The following is a 17,907-nucleotide window of genomic DNA, read 5'->3' as shown; positions in this document are numbered from 1 at the left end:
GGCACTATTCAACCATTCAACAATTCAACCAATCAACTAATAGGCGTTATGCACGATCTCTGTGGCACTGCGGCCGGCATCGATCGCCACCACTTCGCCATCGCGCACCGTGATCACCCGGTCGGCGATCTGGGCGGCTTCGGGGTTGTGGGTAATCATCATCACGGTCTGGTTCATCTCCTTCGAGGACTGGCGCAGCATGGCCAGTACAGCATCGGAGTTCTTCGTATCCAGATTGCCGGTCGGCTCATCGGCCAACACGATGGAGGGCCGCGTGATCAGAGCGCGAGCGATGGCAACGCGCTGCTGCTCGCCACCTGATAGTTCATTCGGACGATGCTCAAGGCGTCCCTTGATGTTCAGCATCTCCGAAAGATGATCCAGCAGATGACGATCCATCGGGGCTTTCAGTCCAGCGATATCGTAGGCCAGTTCAATGTTACCGAGCGCGGAGAGCGTCGGCAGCAGGTTGAACCGCTGAAAGATAAACCCGATGTGGCACCGCCGAAGCTTCGTACGTTCGGAGTCGGAAAGGTGAGCGAAGTCGACTCCATCGATCTTGATGGAGCCATGCGTCGCCTGCGTCAACCCGCCCAGCAGATAGAACAACGTGCTTTTTCCAGATCCGGAAGGACCCACGATGGCAACGAACTCACCACGCTCTACCGAGAAGTTCACATTCCGAAGAGCCGGGACTTCCAGTTTGCCAGAGCGGTACGTCTTGCCGAGGTTCTGCGCTTGAATGATGGGCGGCACCTCGGTCAGTGTACAGGCTCCAGGGTGCGCCATCCAACTCCTGAGCCTGTGATGTCAGGCAGCAGGGCCGCTGGTTGCAAGCAGCGACTCCAGACTGATGCCTTGCAGCAGGCTCACTTCGAGGCGGAGGTGCACCAGGTCACGAGCCTGCCGGGGACGGACATGGCGCTGCACGGTGCACAGCTCGGCGAGCGCTGACTGTCCTGAGCGTGAAAACTCCAGGCCGGAACGCACCAGTTCACCGTACAGGTCGATGATGCAATTCAACGGCAGTTCCAGCTCCATGCCAAAGGCATGTTCGCTCAACGGTTCTTCCCGCAACAGTTGGCCGCCGCTCTTTCGAATTGCGCGCGCCAGGTTCACCACCAAACGCCCCTGGTCTTCGTATGTGTAGCTATGAATCGCTCGCATGGAAAGCAATTACCTCTTGCCGGTTCATCGGCTTGCATCGCGAAGTCATCAGACCACCGGTCAGTCGAATAGTTACTCTTGGTTACGAAGGCACGCCCTGGGTGTCAGAATGGAAAGGTGATTCTGGGTATCGGCACGGACATGGCAGAGATTGACCGGATACGGGACAGCATCGCCCGTTTTGGCGATCGCTTCCTTCACCGGATCTTCACTCCTGGCGAAATCGCCTACTGTCTCCGCAAAAAAGCCTCGGAAGAGAGCTTTGCCGCCCGCTTTGCGGCGAAGGAAGCGGCAGCAAAGGCTCTGGGCACCGGAATCAGTCGCGGCATCAGTTGGCAGGAGATCGAGGTCCGCCGGCAACCGGGCGAACGGCCGACGATTCATTTCACCGGCCGGGCCGCCGAGCGGGCGACAGCCATGGGAGTCGCCGCAGCTCATCTCTCGTTAACGCATACCCGCGGGATGGCCCTTGCCACGGTGATCGTGGAGGGTCCAGGTTGCTGATTTTGAAACCTTTAGCAGATGAAGGGCATCGCATAAAAGGAAACCTGATCCCCGCATGGTCTAATTCTCCGTATAGAACACGAAAGACGAGCGGTCATCTAATTCAAGGAGAGATATGCCCAGCCAGCAGGAAGTGCGTTGGTCGCAGTTGAAAGTCGGCGTGATTGTTCTGATCTCGCTCACGCTGTTGATCGCCCTCATCTTCCTGCTCACCAGTGCGCAGGGCGCCAGCATCTTCTCCAAAAAGCTCACAGCACGCGTCTACTTCGATAACTCCGCCGGCCTGAAGGTGGGAGCGCCGGTCACCCTGCAGGGCGTCACCATCGGAAATGTGACCGGTGTGCGGGTCGTGGACGATCCCACGCGCAAGCTCATGCCTGTGGAAGCCAGCCTGAGGCTCGATGCCAAGTATCAGTCCCTGTTGCATAAGGACACCACGGCTGCACTCTCCACTGTCGGTGTTCTTGGCGACACGGTCATCGATCTCAACAGCCAGGTTGCGACCGGACCGCAGTTGCAGGACGGAGATGTCTTGAAAACCCTCGATACGCCCAACCTGCAGGATGTCGTCAAATCCAGCCAGGGAACGATCGAGAGCCTGAACGTAATCCTTGCCAAGCTTGACCGCATCGTCGACACCATCGCCAGCGGCAAGGGCGCTATCGGCCAGCTGATCTATGACGACTCACTCTATGTCCGGGCGAACAATACCGTTGCGGAGCTGCAGCGTCTGTCGGAGAACCTGAACAATGGAAAGGGCTCCATGGGCAAGCTGTTGAAGGACGATGAAATATACAACCACCTCAACACCACTGTCGCCAAGCTCGACCACATCACATCAGAGCTCGACGCGGGCAAGGGCAGCGCAGGCAAGCTGCTGAAAGACGATGCGCTCTATAACAACCTGAACTCCACCCTGGCGCACGCGAACTCCATTCTCGGAGACGCGGATGCGGGTAAGGGCGGCCTGGGCCTCCTGCTGAAAGATCCCGCCTTTGCGCAGAAGCTGAACAATACCGTCACTCGCCTGGATGACCTGATCACCGGCATCGATGAGGGTAAGGGAACGGCAGGCAAGCTCGTGAAAGATGATGCCGCTTATAACAACCTGAATACGCTGTTGACCAGCTCCAACAGCTTGATCAACACCATCCGCAGCGACCCGAAGAAGTACCTGACGATCCACTTGCGGGTCTTCTAGATGCGAAGAATCAAGCGCTGAAGGCGCGTTCCATACCAGCCTGGGGCAACGCCCCAGGTAGGGAGATAGGAAAACGGTCAGAGGGCTGAAAGGCCCGATCTATAATCCCCAATCGTCACAAGCGAAATGGTTCGTGAATGCGACGTAGCCTATCGAACAATACGGTCGGATTGAAGACCGTTAATATAGGGCGGGCCTTCAGCCCTTTAACTTCTTGTGGGCGCCAAAACCTGGGGCGTTGCCCCAGGCTGGTATGGAACGCGCCTTCAGCGCTCAATACATCTTTCTTGCTCACACTGTCATCGCTGAGCAAAACGAAGGACCCGCTTTTCGGGAACCCGCACCGCAACTGAGGCGTATTCTCTAGGAATCAGTTTTCCTAGAGGAGTCCCCATGCGTCTTTCCTTTCTGGCGCCGGCGCTGCTGCTTGGCAGCCTTCCGGCTATTGCGCAGGTTTCTGCCCCCACTGCTGAGCCCAAACAACCTGTCAGCTTCGATCTTTCGGGAATCGACAAGACCGCCGATCCTTGCACGGACTTCTATCAGTACGCTTGCGGCAACTGGAAGAAGAACAATCCGATCCCAGCCGACCAGAGCCGTTGGGGCCGTTTCAACGAGCTGGCAGAGCGCAATAACTATCTGCTCTATCAGCAGCTGAAGGCTGCCGCCGACTCGCCCAAGACGCCACTCGCAAAGAAATATGGCGACTTCTTCGCGGCCTGTATGGACAAGCCGCTGGCCGATAAGCTCGGCTATACCCCTCTCGACGCCCAGTTCAAGGCCATTGCCGCCTTCAACGATCCGAAAAAGTTCGCCTCCTTTATGGGCATGATGGAAGACAAGTACGCGCAGGGCTTCTTCTTCGGTTTCGGCTCCGATCAGGATCAGAAAGACGCCTCAAAGGTCATCGGCGAGGTTGATCAGGCCGGTCTCGCGCTGCCGGACCGCGACTACTATCTGCAGAACGATGAGCGCATGACCAAGATCCGGGAGCAGTACCTGGAGCATGTGAAGAAGATGTTCGCACTCGTTGGCGATACACCCGAGCAGGCCGCTACCGAAGCAAAAGCCGTGCTCGCGGTGGAGACCGCGCTGGCGCAGGGCTCCATGTCACGTGTAGACCGCCGCAATCCCAACAATGTCTACCACATCATGACTATCGCGCAGCTCCAGGATCTGACACCGGGCTTCGACTGGAAGGTCTACCTGGCGGCGAAGAAAGAGGGCGATCTTCCGACCCTGAATGTGGCGACGCCGGACTTCTTCAAGTCCATGAACCAGCAGCTCTCCGCCGAGAATCTCGCCGCGCTGAAGAGCTATATGCGTTGGCATGTGCTGCACCGTTATGCAGCCAATCTCAACGAGCCCATCGCCGCGGAGAACTTCAACTTCTTCGGCGCAACCCTTACCGGCCAGAAAGAGCAGACACCGCGCTGGAAGCGTTGTACCTCGATGACAGACCGCGCGCTTGGAGAGGCCGTCGGACAGGATTGGGTGAAGCAGTACTTCCCGCCCTCCTCCAAGGACAGCATGGAGAAGCTGGTCGACGCCCTGGAGAAGTCTCTCGGAGAAGACATCAAGGGTCTGGACTGGATGAGCGAGGCCACCAAGGCAGAGGCGCAGAAGAAGCTCGATGCCTTCCGCCGCAAGATCGGCTATCCGGAGAACTGGCGCGACTACTCGAAGCTGGAGACGAAGCGGAACGATCTGGTCGGCAACCTCGCCCGTTCGGCGGCGTTTACCGATCGCCGCGATCTGGACAAGATTGGCAAGCCTGTCGATGAGCGTGAGTGGCTGATGACGCCGCCCACCGTCAACGCCTACTACAACCCGGCACAGAATGACATCAACTTCCCTGCCGGCATCCTGCAGCCGCCGTTCTTCGACGCGAAGATCGATCCTGCCGTGAACTTCGGCGGCATCGGCGTTGTGATCGGGCACGAGATGACGCACGGCTTCGACGACGAAGGCAGCCAGTTCGATGCACAGGGCGATGTGCGCTCCTGGTGGACCGATGAAGATCGCAAGAAATTCGAGGCCCGCACCGACTGCGAGGTAAAGGAGTATGACGGCTTCGAGGTCGCTCCCGGACAGAACCTGAACGGCAAGCTGACGCTGGGTGAGAACACGGCAGACAACGGCGGCCTGCGGATTGCATATGCGGCGCTGATGAGCGTTCTGGCGCAGCAGGGCGGCGATGCGGCGTCAAAGCAGGTGGACGGCTACACGCCCCAGCAGCGCTACTTCATCGGTTTTGCTCAGGTATGGTGCGAAAACACCCGCGAAGCGACCGCCCGCCTGCGGGCGAAGACTGATCCGCATTCCAGCGGCCAGTGGCGCGTCAACGGCAGTGTGCAGAACTTCGAGGAGTTCGGGAAGGCATTCGGGTGCAGGAAGGGTCAGCCCATGATGCCGGTCAATGCCTGCCGCGTCTGGTAGTTCGCTGCTGAAATCACCAAAAGCCCGGCTAACGCCGGGCTTTTTCTTTCCGTCAAACGAGCCACTCCCGGTGGCACAAAGTACCCCGCCCTTTTACAATGGAGCGAGGAAAAGAACCCACAGATTGGACGGCCTGAACGGCAGCAAGCTTCGCCGGACGGGCTCTTGAGGTAAAAGGAAGCGCATGAAGTTGAGTCTGTCTGGCCGGCTGATGCTGGCTTGTGTAGTGTCACTGGCACTGATCAGCGGTATGACCGCCTGCGGCGGTGGCACCGTAGGTTTTATGTGGGTTCTGGGCACGCAGTATAACCAGGTTGACGGTTTCAAGATCGACAACTTCACCGGAAACCTGACGAAGGTCGTGCACGCACCGTTCAGCTCCGGCGGTACCAACCCGGTTTCGATCGTGGTTCGTCCCGGTGGCCGCTGGGTCTACGTCGTGAATAAGGGCATTGCCCCGACCTACGACAAGAATGGCGCGCCGGTTGCCAACACCGGGACAGCCGGTACGATTTCGATCTACTCCGTTGGTGGAGACGGCGTACTGAGCTATCAGCTCAGCCAGTCGAGCCAGGGAACGAATCCCATCTGGGCACAGATGGATTCGTCCGGAAACTACCTTTACGTTCTCGATGCTCTCTCGAACCAGAATGACAGCAGCCAGTATGTGGTCACCGCGGCGAATCCGAACCCGGTAGGCGCCATTACTGTGTTTAGCATCGCCGCCGACACCGGCCGTCTTACCCTGGTGCAGAACCAGCAGACGAAGTGCACGACAAACGCCTGCAACGGCCAGCAGCTTACCTATTTCCCGGTCGGCAAGAATCCGACGATGATGAAGTTCTTCTCCTCGGGTTATCTCTTCACGCTGAACGGCGGCGACTCGACGTCCATTGGTCCCAGCATCACGACCTACCAGCAGAACAGCACCAACGGTCAGCTCACCCTGGTTGCAAACAGCACGACGCAGCTTGCCGCTCCAGGTACCAATATCTCCTCCATTACCAGCAACGGCACCTACGTCTACCTGACCGACGTCACCAACAATCAGATCTATGCCTATACGGTCAGCAGCGGAGCATTGCAGCCGGTCACCGGCAGCCCTTTCGCCAACCTGTCGCCGGCAACCACGCCGGTCTGGACGCTGGTTGATAGCAAGGGCAAGTTCCTCTACGTCCTGAACCAGGGCACCTCGAACGTGCAGAACGTCTCCAGCACCATCTCGGCTTTCACGATCGATACGCAGGGCCGTCTGGCCCGCCTGGCTGATACCAGCAATCCGTATCCGGTCGGCTCCGGCCCGGTCTGCATGCTGCAGGATCCGTCGAACCAGTATGTGTACACCTCGAACCGTAACGACTCCACGGTTTCGGGCTTTATCATCAACCAGAACACAGGCCAGTTGTCAGGTCTTACCCGTGGTTCGACGTTCCCGACCGTTGGTAATCCGACCTGCCTCGTCGCTAGCGGCAACGTGAGGTAATCGATCTGGCCATGCAGAATATTTCTTCTTACAGCACGCAATTTCAGGAAGGGCAGGACGGGAGCTCCAACGGCTCCCGGAAGATGGGAAAACGCATGAAGTGGAGTAAGTTCGGCCGCAACGCGCTGGCCACTGTCGTATCTCTTGGCATGGGCCTGGGCATCACCGCCTGCAGCCGCGACTACGTCGTCGCGTTTCTCTACGTCGCCTCTTCCGGATCGAGCACTGGACTGATCAACGCCTATGAGGTCGACTATCAGGTCGGCGCTCTGGTGCAGATGCCGACCTCGCCGGTCGACACCGGCTTCCGCAACCCGGTCGCCATTGCCGCCACTTCAAACGGCAAGTTTGTCTACGTTGTGCATCGTGACGACTCCAAGATCGTGGAGTACGCGGTTGGCACGGACGGCAAGCTCTACGGTCAGAACTCCTACGATGCCATCGGCGGAACCTACCCGGTTGCGTTGAGCGTTACGCCCGACAACAAGTTCGTCTATGTTCTGAATACCTATCAGAGCGGCTACTCGCCGGCCAGCGTTGGCCCGGGCAGCATCTCGGTCTTCAAGATCACTTCCGATACGGACGGCTCGCTCACGGCGCAGCCTTCGCTGACTGTCAAGATCGGCAACAACCCGGTCGGTGTCGTGACCAGCACGTATAACAACTTCGTCTACGTCGTAGAGCAGGACGGCAATGCGAACAGCAAGAACCTGCTTGGCTTCTCGCACGACGCAAACGGAGCACTTACAACACTCCCCGGTACGACACTGGGTAACAACTCGACGACCTTTACCTCCGGCTACTACTCCGGTGTGACTGCAAGCGCCATCGTAGAAGATCCGCGTTCCCGCTTCCTGTACGTAACGGATCGCGACTCCAGCCAGGTGATCGGCTATACGCTGGGCTCCACCGGCGTGCCGGCTCTGATCTCCTCCAGCCCCTGGTCCACCGGTCTTCGTCCTCTGGCGGCGACGGTCGATCCTCGTGGCTACTATCTGTACGTCGCCAACTATAGCGCCAATAACGTCTCGGCCTTTGTCATTGACCAGGCGACCGGCGCCCTGACCGGATCGGCAGCCTCCAGTTCCACCTCGGTTGGCACCGGCCCCCAGAGCATCACCATCGAGCCAGCTCTGGGCAAGTACATGTTCACGGCGAACTTCCTCGACAACACCACCAGCGGTCTGCAACTGGACTCGCATAACGGAAGCCTGAAGAGCATTCAGAACACTCCGTTTGCAACCTCCAGCCGCCCGAGCGCAGCGGTTGCTGTCGCCAACGGCGCACATGCCACGCAGACAGTGAACCCGTAAGAACGAATACGTCATGCACAAACGCCCCGCCAAGTGCGGGGCGTTTGCTTTTGGTGGGTAAGGAGATTGAGGGAGATATATAGCAGCAGGCATCACCCAAGTGTTAGAGGTTGCACCAACCAATAGCTATTGCCGCAGGCGGTATAGATACAAGCCGTCGATGAAAGAGCGCTGAAGGCGCGCTCTATACCAGCCTGGGGCAACGCCCCAGGTTTGAGGATAGTTAAACGGTTAGAGGGCTGAAGGCCCGACCTATAATCCCCAATCGTCACAAACGAAACGGTTCGTTAAACCGTTGTATGCCAATCGAAAAATATCGCTTCAGAATGAATTCCGCGCCCTTCTCACCAGACATGGCATTGCATTCAATGGACGATACACATGGGATTGAAGGCTTTTATATAGAGCGGGCCTTCAGCCCTTAACATCTTGTGCGTTCCTACCCTGGGGCGTTGCCCCTGGCTGGTATAGAACGCGCCTTCAGCGCTTTATTTATGGACTCCGGGTGATGATAACGCGCACACGCATCGCCCAATCCTGCTTACGCCGCGGCCTTCTTCGTCCCAAACGTCGCCAACACCCACTTACGCGCCGGATTCTCATAGAAGACATACAACAGATACGCGAAGCCCCACAGCAGCACATACGACGCCCAAGGGTCGAACGCGGTGTAATGCAGCTTCTCCGCCAGGTGGTAGTCACGCATCATCTGCAGGCCGTTGAAGTGCAGCAGGTAGATGCAGAGCGTTGCCTCACCAACCATCACAAACGGCTTCCACCCAAAGAACAAAGCAATTGGATTTCTTCCGGTCACACCCAGGATCAGCATCGCGAACAGCGGTGTCAGCAGACCACCGTGCATCAGGATGTAGGAGGTGTGATCGGCGGCAAGATACAGAAAGCCAACAATACCGGCTACGGCTGCAAATGCCAGCACAGCACGCACCCTCTCGCTCATCTCGCGCACGCCGTGCAGCCGGCCCAGGACGATCCCAACGAGAAAGGTACACACATACGGCAGTGGCGTAAACTTCAGCCCGCGCAGGTAGTAGCCGTAGGAGTAGCGGTCCAGATGGGGCAGACCATCCGGATTCGTCAGCATGTAAATACCGTGCGGTATAAGACCGAGAATCCAGATGGCAAGACCAAGAGCGGCCAGGTTTCTTCCCCTCTCTGGCCAGCGCCACCGCATGACAAACGGAAAGATGACGTAGAGAAATGCCTCGGTAGAGAGCGTCCAGGCCACAGTGTTCCAGAATGTGGCCAGCCATGGACTCCACCCCTGCAGCAGGAGCGGGGTCATGATGGCGCCCCGAACAAACTCCCCGCGGGTGCGGACGTGGAACTCTTCCATCAGGACTGGAATCGAGATCAGCAGAGAGACCAGATAGACCGGGTACAGCCGCGCCACGCGGGCAAGATAAAAGTCCTTCAGCTTGAGAGTGCGGATGCGGTCGCCGTAGTTGTAGCTCAGAATGAATCCGGAGATCAGCAGGAAGAATCCGACGAAGACAAAGCCATGCCCCACAACCGGGGTAATCCACTCAATGTGCGGCGGAGTGAAGTGGAAGAGCATGATATTCGCCGCCAGGAACGTACGTACTCCCGTCAACGCGGGAAGCGCAGGTTTGCGGGTGGTACGCGGAGCAGCCGGAGTTGCCTCGGCGGCGGGGGTAGAGATGGTTTCAGTCACAGCCAATGTTCGTTAAGACGTTACTTCTGCCGCCTGAGTTCCGGGAAATCAAGGGCAGCGCCGACAATTACGGCCGCCGGCGTGGCGAGGGTAAGCGTCAGCAGATACCAGACCGGTTGCGGCCCGCCCTGCAGCTTGAAAAAGGCATTGACGCTGAATCCAAACAGAATCGCGGCGATCACACCAGCATGGAGAACCGGTTTATACGGAGCGATGATGCCTGCGATAAACCCACCCACCATCGCCGCGATCAATCGGACGGCGATACTTGTGATCAGATAGCTGGAAGTCTCTGCCTTTCCGGCAAATACGAGCCGCACCAGACTGCTTTCCAGGGACAGTGCGATGTTGAGCGCCAGAAAGCCGACCATCACGCTCATCACGCTACGTAGCGCTGGAGGCATAACTCTAAGCTGTCACCATCGATCCGATGGTCTCACCCTTCACCACGCGCATGATGTTGCCTTCCTCACGCATGGAGAAGATGATCATCGGCATACTGTTGTCTTTGCACAGCGACACGGCGGTCGTATCCATCACCTTCAAACCCAGCTTCAGGATCTCCATGTAGGTAATGGTCTGGAACTTCACCGCATCGGGAACCTTCTTGGGGTCGGCGGTATAGATGCCGTCCACGGAGGTTGCCTTCAGCAGGACATCCGCCTTGATCTCCATGGCGCGCAGCGCCGCTGCCGTGTCCGTAGAGAAGTATGGATTGCCGGTACCGGCGCCAAAGATCACGACGCGTCCCTTCTCCAGGTGACGGATGGCGCGGCGGCGGATGTATGGCTCGGCAACCTCGTGCATCGCGATCGCAGACATCACGCGGGTCGCAATTCCCTGCTTTTCAATCGCATCCTGCAGCGCAATGGCGTTGATTACCGTCGACAGCATTCCCATGTGGTCTGCGGCAACGCGATCCATATCGATGGCCTGCTCGGCCACGCCGCGAAAGAAATTACCGCCGCCCACCACAATCGCCACTTGTGCGCCGGTCCGCGCCACCTGGGCGATCTCTTCGGCTACTTTGTGGATGAAAATGGCGTCAATTCCGAAGCCGCGGCCTGCGGCCAGGGCTTCTCCACTCAACTTGAGGAGAACGCGCTTGAACATGCTCTCCCGAGTATCGCATATCGAAGGCCTTAGAGCAGAGTCAGGCCGCCCGGCCTATCTTCTGGAGGAAGCCCGCCTTCACCCGCTTGCTACCTCCTTTATCGAATCGGACCAGGACCGTATCGCCGTGGTAATCCAACACCCTGCCACTCCCGAAGCTCCTGTGCCGGATGTGATCGCCGACGTTGAAGCCGGCTTCAAGCTCCGGCTGAGGCAGCGTCTCCGGCGCTGTTGTGTATACCGGGCCGATGCCGGTATCGACACGTACCACCTCGGTCTTACCAGCGGCAGGCCTGAGCTGCTCCGACGGCCGGAGACAGTTATCGCAGCTTCCACAGGGTTCTCCCGCTTCTTCTCCAAAGTACTGGCGCAGGATCTGCTTTCTGCAATCCAGGCTTTCAGCGTAGTGCATCATCTCATCCAGACGAGCCTTGTCCTGCTGTGCGCGTTCGACATAGATAGCGAGCATCTGCTGCAGGTACTCATCTGTGGCTTCCTTGGCTCCGTGACGAATGTATCCGGCTCTTATCCGGCGTAGAAAACCAGCTTCCCGCAACAGATAGAGCATCACCTGCGTGCGGCGGCGCTGAGTCCCGGCCCGTTCAGCAATCTGTAAAGCACTTTGAGGTTCGTTCGTGAGCGCGTCCACGACGGACCGTAGCTCCTCCAGCTTTGGATAACGGCCTCGAAGAAAGAAATTCTGGATCCGCCGGTCTTCCAGCCGATAGAGGAGGACTGCCCGGGCAGGTAAACCATCTCTGCCGGCGCGTCCTGCTTCCTGGTAGTAGCTCTCGAGAGAATCTGGAAACTCGTAGTGATAGACAAAGCGGATGTCCGGCTTGTCGATTCCCAGGCCAAAGGCCTTGGTGGCGATCATCACTCGATAACGATCTGCCATAAACTCCTGCTGCACCCGTTCCCGCTCGCGGGCAGACATCCGCCCGTGGTAGCGCCCGGTTGCAATCCCTTCCGCCTGCAGGCGTTCGTACAGCTCATTCGCAGAGCGCACACTCGCCGTATAGACAATGCCGGAGCCCTGCTCGGCGAGAAGCATCTGGGTTAGGCGATGCAGCTTCGCATCATTGTTGACTGCGGGGACGACACTGAAAGATAAGTTCGGCCGCTCCACACCGGCCTGAACGACGACAGCATCCGGAGCTTCCAGTTGCTCCAGAATCTCGCGGGCTACCTGTTCGGTCGCAGTCGCCGTCAGCGCCAGCACCGGCGGATATCCTAACGCCGCCCGTGCATACCGCAAGCCCAGGTAGGCCGGACGGAAATCATGGCCCCATTGCGAGAGACAGTGGGCCTCATCCACGACGAAAAGGCCGACGCCGCTCTCTTTGAGTGAGGCCAGAAATTCGCGCTGCTCCAACCGCTCGGGCGTGACGTAGATAAGCTGCGGAATTCCCTCGGCGATAAGCTGAGTCACGGTCCGCTGCTCCGTACAACTCAGTGTGGAATCGACCTTCTCGACGGCAATCTCCGCCTGCTCTGCTTTCTCCTGCTGATCCTGCATAAGTGCAATCAGCGGGGAGACGACAATCACCGCCCTGCCAAGAAAGAGAGCCGGTAACTGATAACACAGGGACTTCCCAGCCCCGGTCGGCATGACCGCCAGAACATTCTTTCCCTGAAAGATCGCTTCCAGAGTCTCTCTTTGGCCGGATCGAAAGCGGGTGATACCGAAACGCTGCTTCGCCTCAAGATGCAGCCCAGCCCATGGAATGGCTCGCTCCTGCGCATGACGATGCGGTTGGTGAGTTGGTTGCGTCGGGACGGTAGCGGTCTGCTTCTTCGACATCGTCCGGTTCAGATGCCTTAACGATCAGCGGAGGCTGCACCCGTTCGATTGTGAGCTTTGCGACACGCCATGAGAGCATTTTCCCTGAAAACGATCGCGTCAGAATGCCCTATAAGGGATCCGGGGAAGTTAGTACGGAGAAGTGAAGCGCTGAAGGCGCGTTCTATACCAGCCTGGGGCAACGCCCCAGGTTTTGGCGCCCACAAGATGTTAAAGGGCTGAAGGCCCGCCCTATATGAGGGCCTTCTATCCGACCGTATCATTTCGATAGAGCATTTCCCTGTCGGCGTAGAATAGGGTCCCCCATATCCAGCGACAAGGGAAAATGCTCTAGGCATACAACGATTTCACGAACCGCTTTCGTTTTGTGACGATTGTGGATTGACGATTGGGGATTATAGATCGGGCCTTCAGCCCTCTTACCGTTTCCTGGCTCCGTACCTGGGGCGTTGCCCAGGCTGGTATAGGTCGCGCCTTCAGCGCTCAACACATCTTTCTGGCAATAAAGAATGGGCTGAGGCCGTTCCTTTAGGCTAAGCAAGACGGTCGCGCATTTCGCGATAGATCACTGCGAGATCGCTTCTACATTTGCGCCACAGGAGCGAACTAAAGCTGTTCCTCAAAGAACTACTCTAAAAGGTGTGGACCTGTTCAGCTTGTTCTATCAATAAGAAACGCCACGGAAAATCCGTGGCGTTTTCTTTGGATTGAAATTCAGCTTACGCCTTAGCGGCGAGCTCGCCCTCTTCGGCTTCTACTTTCTTGACCTGATCTGCGATCCAGGCATAGGTCTTCTCCAGCCCCTTGCGCAGTGGCTGGCTCGGTTCCCACTGCAGCTTCTCGCGAATCAGGCGATTGTCGGAGTTACGTCCGCGGACCCCGAGGGGGCCAGGGACGTTCTTGATCGTCAGCGGTTTACCCGCGATATCCATCACCAGCTTCGCGAGCTGGTTGATGCTGACCATCTCTTCCGAGCCGATGTTCAGCGGTCCCTCGAAGGGACCATCCATCATGCGGCGAATTGCCTCAACGCACTCATCGACATAGAGGAACGAGCGGGTCTGTTTGCCATCGCCCCATACTTCGATCGAGCCGCCCTCGGGGGTCGTAGCCACTTTACGGCACATTGCGGCAGGCGACTTCTCGCGGCCACCGCGCCAGGTGCCTTCCGGGCCAAAGATGTTGTGGAAGCGGGCGACACGGACGTGCAGGCCGTAGTTCCGCATGTAGGAGAGGTACAGACGCTCCGAGAAGAGCTTCTCCCATCCATACTCCGAGTCAGGAGCCGCGGGGTAGGCGGAGTCTTCCGAGCACTTCGGATTGTCTGGATCTTCCTGATTGTAGGCAGGGTAGATACAAGCGGAGGAGGAGTAGAAGAAACGCTTAACGCCGGCCTCGCGGCCGTACTCAACCACGTTCAGGTTGATGGTCGCTGAGTTATGCATCACATTGGCATCGTGCTCGCCGGTAAAGATGTAGCCGGCGCCGCCCATGTCGGCCGCAAGCTGATACACATCATCGATACCGTCGACCACAGCCTTGACCACCTGCGGATCGCGCAGGTCGGCCTGGATGAACTCATCTGCTGCGGACTCGGTGAACTCGTGCTTCTTAATATCCACGCCCCGAACCCAAAAGCCTTCCGACTTCAGTCTGCGAACCAGGTGGCCGCCGATAAACCCGCCGGCGCCGCCGACAAGCACTCTCTTCTGTGACATTCTGTCCCCTTGGTTGGAAAGGTTAGCAATCTTTGCTGCGGATGTACGCGCGCTAACCCAATCATAGCGGAAACCGGCATGGGGGCCGACACGAAAGTAATCACCGTCGTGTTAAAGGATGGAATTGAGGTTAAAAGCAAAATGCCCACTCCGAAGAGTGGGCATTTTCAAGAATATGCCGGCGATAACCTAATCTCCCACACAGTTTCCCGTGCAGTACCATCGGCTCGACAAGGCTTAACTTCCGTGTTCGGGATGGGAACGGGTGTGACCCTTGCGATATGCTCACCGGCAAATTGTCGAAGTCGCTCGCGCGATACTTCACAACTGAATAGATTGAGTTTGCTGCTTTTGATAACTACAGGGCTTGTGTTGAATGTCTCTGACAACAATAACTCTGTGCAGAGTAAATTCTATGGACAAGCCGAACGGGCGATTAGTACTGGTAAGCTACACACATTACTGTGCTTCAACCTCCAGCCTATCAACCAGGTGGTCTTCCTGGGCCCTTCATTTCCCTTTTGGGTTGGGAGATCTCATCTTGAGGCATGCTTCCCGCTTATATGCATTCAGCGGTTATCATAACCGAACTTCGCTACCCAGCCGTGCCTTTGGCAAGACAACTGGAACACAAGAGGTTCGTCCATCCCGGTCCTCTCGTACTAAGGACAGGCCCCCTCAAATCTCCTACGCCCACAGCAGATAGAGACCGAACTGTCTCGCGACGTTCTGAACCCAGCTCACGTACCGCTTTAATAGGCGAACAGCCTAACCCTTGGAACCTTCTACAGCTCCAGGATGCGATGAGCCGACATCGAGGTGCCAAACCATTGCGTCGATATGAACTCTTGGCAATGATCAGCCTGTTATCCCCGGCGTACCTTTTATCCGTTGAGCGATGGCCCTTCCATACAGAACCACCGGATCACTAAGGCCTGCTTTCGCATCTGCTCGACTTGTAGGTCTCGCAGTTAACCACACTTATGCCTTTGCACTCGACGGTCGATTTCCAAACGACCTGAGTGTAGCTTCGCGCGCCTCCGTTACAATTTAGGAGGCGACCGCCCCAGTCAAACTACCCGTCTTACAATGTCCCTCTCCCGGATCACGGGAGTAGGTTAGGATCACAACAATCGCAGGGTGGTATCTCACCGTTGGCTCCTCCGAGACCGAAATCCCGGGATCAAAGCCTCCCACCTATCCTGCGCAGCAATTGCCGTAACCCACTGTAAAAGTATAGTAAAGGTGCACGGGGTCTTTTCGTCTAGCTGCGGGTAACCGGCATCTTCACCGGTACTACAAGTTCGCCGAGCAACTCGTTAAGACAGTCGTACGATCGTTACTCCATTCGTGCAGGTCGGAACTTACCCGACAAGGAATTTCGCTACCTTAGGACCGTTATAGTTACGGCCGCCGTTCACTGGGGCTTCAGTTCAAAGCTTCGAGTTACCTCTAACCTCTCCCTTTAACCTTCCAGCACCGGGCAGGAGTCAGCCCCTATACGTCGTTTTAGACTTTGCAGAGACCTGTGTTTTTGTTAAACAGTCGCCGTACGCGCTTCACTGCGGCCCACCAGAGGTGGGCGACCCTTCTCCCGAAGTTACGGGTCTAATTTGCCGAGTTCCTTAACAAGCCTTCACTCGAGCGCCTTTGGATATTCTCCTCGTCTACCTGTGTCGGTTTGGGGTACGGTTCCCAATCTCTCTCCTTAGAGGTTTTTCTTGGCAGCGTGGAATCAGCAGCTTACACCCATACGGGCTTGCTTTGCGCCTCACTGTTAAGACCTGACGGATTTGCCTATCAGATCCAGCTTACGCGCATCGACCGCCATAGCCATATGACGACCTGCTTATCCTTCTGCGTCACCCCATCGTGATAACGAGATATTGGGAGGTCCGGAATATTAACCGGATGTCCATCGCTTACGCCTCTCGGCCTCAGCTTAGGGACCGCCTAACCCTGAGCGGATTAACCTTCCTCAGGAAACCTTAGACTTTCGGCGTCAACGGTTCTCACGTTGATTATCGCTACTTATGCCGGCAGGGTCTCTTCTCAACGCTCCATCAGTCTTCTCAGTCTGACTTCATCGCTGTGAGAATGCTCTCCTACCACGCACACAATGTGTGCATCCGCTGCTTCGGTATACAGTTTTAGCCCCGTTGTATTGTCGGCACCGGACCGCTTGACCAGTGAGCTATTACGCTTTCTTTAAAGGATGGCTGCTTCTAAGCCAACCTCCTGGCTGTCTGAGCGTTCCGACTTCCTTTCCCACTTAACTGTAATTTGGGGACCTTAGCAGGCGGTCTGGACTGTTTTCCTCTCGACTGTGAAGCTTAGCCCCCACAGTCTGACTCCCGGACTGGTTGTCATTGGCATTCGAAGTTTGGCTGGATTCGGTAAGCCGGAAAGCCCCCTAGTCCAATCATGTCTCTACCACCAACGCAAATCATCCGAGGCTAGCCCTAAAGCTATTTCGGAGAGAACGAGCTATCACGGAATTTGATTAGCCTTTCACCCCTACCCTCAGCTCATCCGAGCTTTTTTCAACAAACACCGGTTCGGTCCTCCAATGGGTGTTACCCCATCTTCAACCTGGCCAAGGGTAGATCATCCCGCTTCGCGTCTATTCCTGCCAACTTAATCGCCCTATTCAGACTCGCTTTCGCTGCGGCTCGCTCACGCTTAACCTTGCTGACAAGAATAACTAGCCGGCTCATTATGCAATAGGCACGCGGTCAGACATTCCCTTACGGGCATAGTCCTCCCACTGCTTGTAGGCACACGGTTTCAGGTACTTTTCACTCCCCTCACTGGGGTGCTTTTCGCCTTTCCCTCACGGTACTGGTTCACTATCGGTCAGAAACGAGTATTTAGCCTTACGGAATGGTCTCCGTGGATTCAAGCAGGGTTTCACGTGCCCCGCCTTACTCAGGTACCTGCTTCGAGTCTGGACTCATTTCGTCTACGCGCCTGTCACGCTCTATGGATCCATTTTCCAAAGGATTCGACTATAAGCCAGATTGGTAACTCTACTGTTGCAGGCCCTACAACCCCCGTTGCACCGTAATGCGACGGGTTTGGGCTGTTCCGATTTCGCTCGCCACTACTTTCGGAATCGAGGTTTCTTTCTTCTCCTGGAGGTACTGAGATGGTTCACTTCCCTCCGTTCGCTTATCTCCGCCTATGAATTCAGCGGGATATAACTGGGTTTTGCCCAGCTGGGTTTCCCCATTCGGAAATCTCCGGATATAACGCCTGTGTGCGGCTCCCCGAAGCTTATCGCAGCTTGCCACGTCCTTCATCGCCTGTTTCTGCCAAGGCATCCACCGTGCGCCCTTAGTAGCTTGACCATAGAATTTACTCACACACAGAATGTATGAGCGTCCAACTCTATGTTGTTGTCCGCCTTCGCTAGCACGACTCACAACCAGTAACTACCCGGTCGCTATCGTCTAGCCGAATTATTCTAAAG

Annotated in this window: 12 protein-coding genes and 2 rRNA genes; 5 read left to right on the top strand and 9 right to left on the bottom strand. The window is 56.9% G+C overall.

The window, feature by feature from the left end; all coding sequences use genetic code 11:
* Window positions 1-36: 36 nt before the first annotated feature.
* Entirely contained in the window at window positions 37-789 is a 753-nt protein-coding gene (locus OHL21_RS00780) for an ABC transporter ATP-binding protein (RefSeq protein ID WP_263415338.1), read from the bottom strand.
* 21 nt (window positions 790-810) lie between these two features.
* The gene (locus tag OHL21_RS00775; RefSeq protein WP_263415337.1) at window positions 811-1,167 is read right to left on the bottom strand and encodes a hypothetical protein; all 357 of its coding nucleotides are present in this window, start codon (window positions 1,165-1,167) and stop codon (window positions 811-813) included.
* A 117-nt stretch (window positions 1,168-1,284) separates the two neighbouring features.
* On the opposite strand from OHL21_RS00775, the gene acpS reads away from it, so the two are divergent.
* The 5 genes from acpS to OHL21_RS00750 all read left to right on the top strand — a co-directional run bounded on the left by acpS (window position 1,285) and on the right by OHL21_RS00750 (window position 8,107).
* Complete coding sequence (acpS, locus tag OHL21_RS00770; protein WP_263415336.1) at window positions 1,285-1,671, top strand: holo-ACP synthase; 387 nt, start codon at window positions 1,285-1,287, stop codon at window positions 1,669-1,671.
* 115 nt (window positions 1,672-1,786) lie between these two features.
* Entirely contained in the window at window positions 1,787-2,872 is a 1,086-nt protein-coding gene (locus OHL21_RS00765; RefSeq protein WP_263415335.1) for an MlaD family protein, read from the top strand.
* A gap of 393 nt (window positions 2,873-3,265) precedes the next feature.
* On the top strand, window positions 3,266-5,311 hold the full coding sequence (locus OHL21_RS00760; RefSeq protein ID WP_263415334.1) for a M13 family metallopeptidase: 2,046 nt from the start codon (window positions 3,266-3,268) through the stop codon (window positions 5,309-5,311).
* Between the two features lie 184 nt (window positions 5,312-5,495).
* Window positions 5,496-6,794 carry a lactonase family protein gene (locus tag OHL21_RS00755; protein ID WP_263415333.1) on the top strand — a complete coding sequence of 433 codons (1,299 nt, stop codon included), beginning with the start codon at window positions 5,496-5,498 and terminating at the stop codon, window positions 6,792-6,794.
* 95 nt (window positions 6,795-6,889) lie between these two features.
* Window positions 6,890-8,107, top strand: a complete 1,218-nt coding sequence (locus OHL21_RS00750; RefSeq protein WP_263415332.1) for a lactonase family protein — start codon at window positions 6,890-6,892, stop codon at window positions 8,105-8,107.
* A gap of 541 nt (window positions 8,108-8,648) precedes the next feature.
* Here the strand turns inward: OHL21_RS00750 and OHL21_RS00745 are convergent.
* The 7 genes from OHL21_RS00745 to OHL21_RS00715 form a co-directional block, all read right to left on the bottom strand.
* Complete coding sequence (locus OHL21_RS00745) at window positions 8,649-9,800, bottom strand: acyltransferase family protein (RefSeq protein ID WP_263415331.1); 1,152 nt, start codon at window positions 9,798-9,800, stop codon at window positions 8,649-8,651.
* Window positions 9,801-9,820: 20 nt separating this feature from the next.
* Entirely contained in the window at window positions 9,821-10,204 is a 384-nt protein-coding gene (locus tag OHL21_RS00740; RefSeq protein ID WP_263415330.1) for a hypothetical protein, read from the bottom strand.
* Window positions 10,205-10,208: 4 nt separating this feature from the next.
* Window positions 10,209-10,913: a UMP kinase gene (pyrH, locus tag OHL21_RS00735; RefSeq protein WP_263415329.1), complete on the bottom strand. Its 705-nt coding sequence runs from the start codon at window positions 10,911-10,913 to the stop codon at window positions 10,209-10,211.
* Between the two features lie 40 nt (window positions 10,914-10,953).
* Window positions 10,954-12,717 carry a RecQ family ATP-dependent DNA helicase gene (locus OHL21_RS00730; RefSeq protein ID WP_263415328.1) on the bottom strand — a complete coding sequence of 588 codons (1,764 nt, stop codon included), beginning with the start codon at window positions 12,715-12,717 and terminating at the stop codon, window positions 10,954-10,956.
* A 719-nt stretch (window positions 12,718-13,436) separates the two neighbouring features.
* Entirely contained in the window at window positions 13,437-14,435 is a 999-nt protein-coding gene (locus OHL21_RS00725) for an NAD-dependent epimerase/dehydratase family protein (protein WP_263415327.1), read from the bottom strand.
* A gap of 176 nt (window positions 14,436-14,611) precedes the next feature.
* A 5S ribosomal RNA gene (gene rrf / locus OHL21_RS00720) occupies window positions 14,612-14,728 on the bottom strand.
* A 122-nt stretch (window positions 14,729-14,850) separates the two neighbouring features.
* Window positions 14,851-17,785 (bottom strand): 23S ribosomal RNA (locus tag OHL21_RS00715).
* Between the last annotated feature and the right edge of the window lie 122 nt (window positions 17,786-17,907).

The sequence above is a fragment of the Terriglobus albidus genome, assembly GCF_025685425.1.
In the GTDB taxonomy this organism is placed as follows: Bacteria; Acidobacteriota; Terriglobia; order Terriglobales; family Acidobacteriaceae; genus Terriglobus; species Terriglobus albidus.
This window is presented reverse-complemented; position numbering and strand designations above follow the sequence as displayed.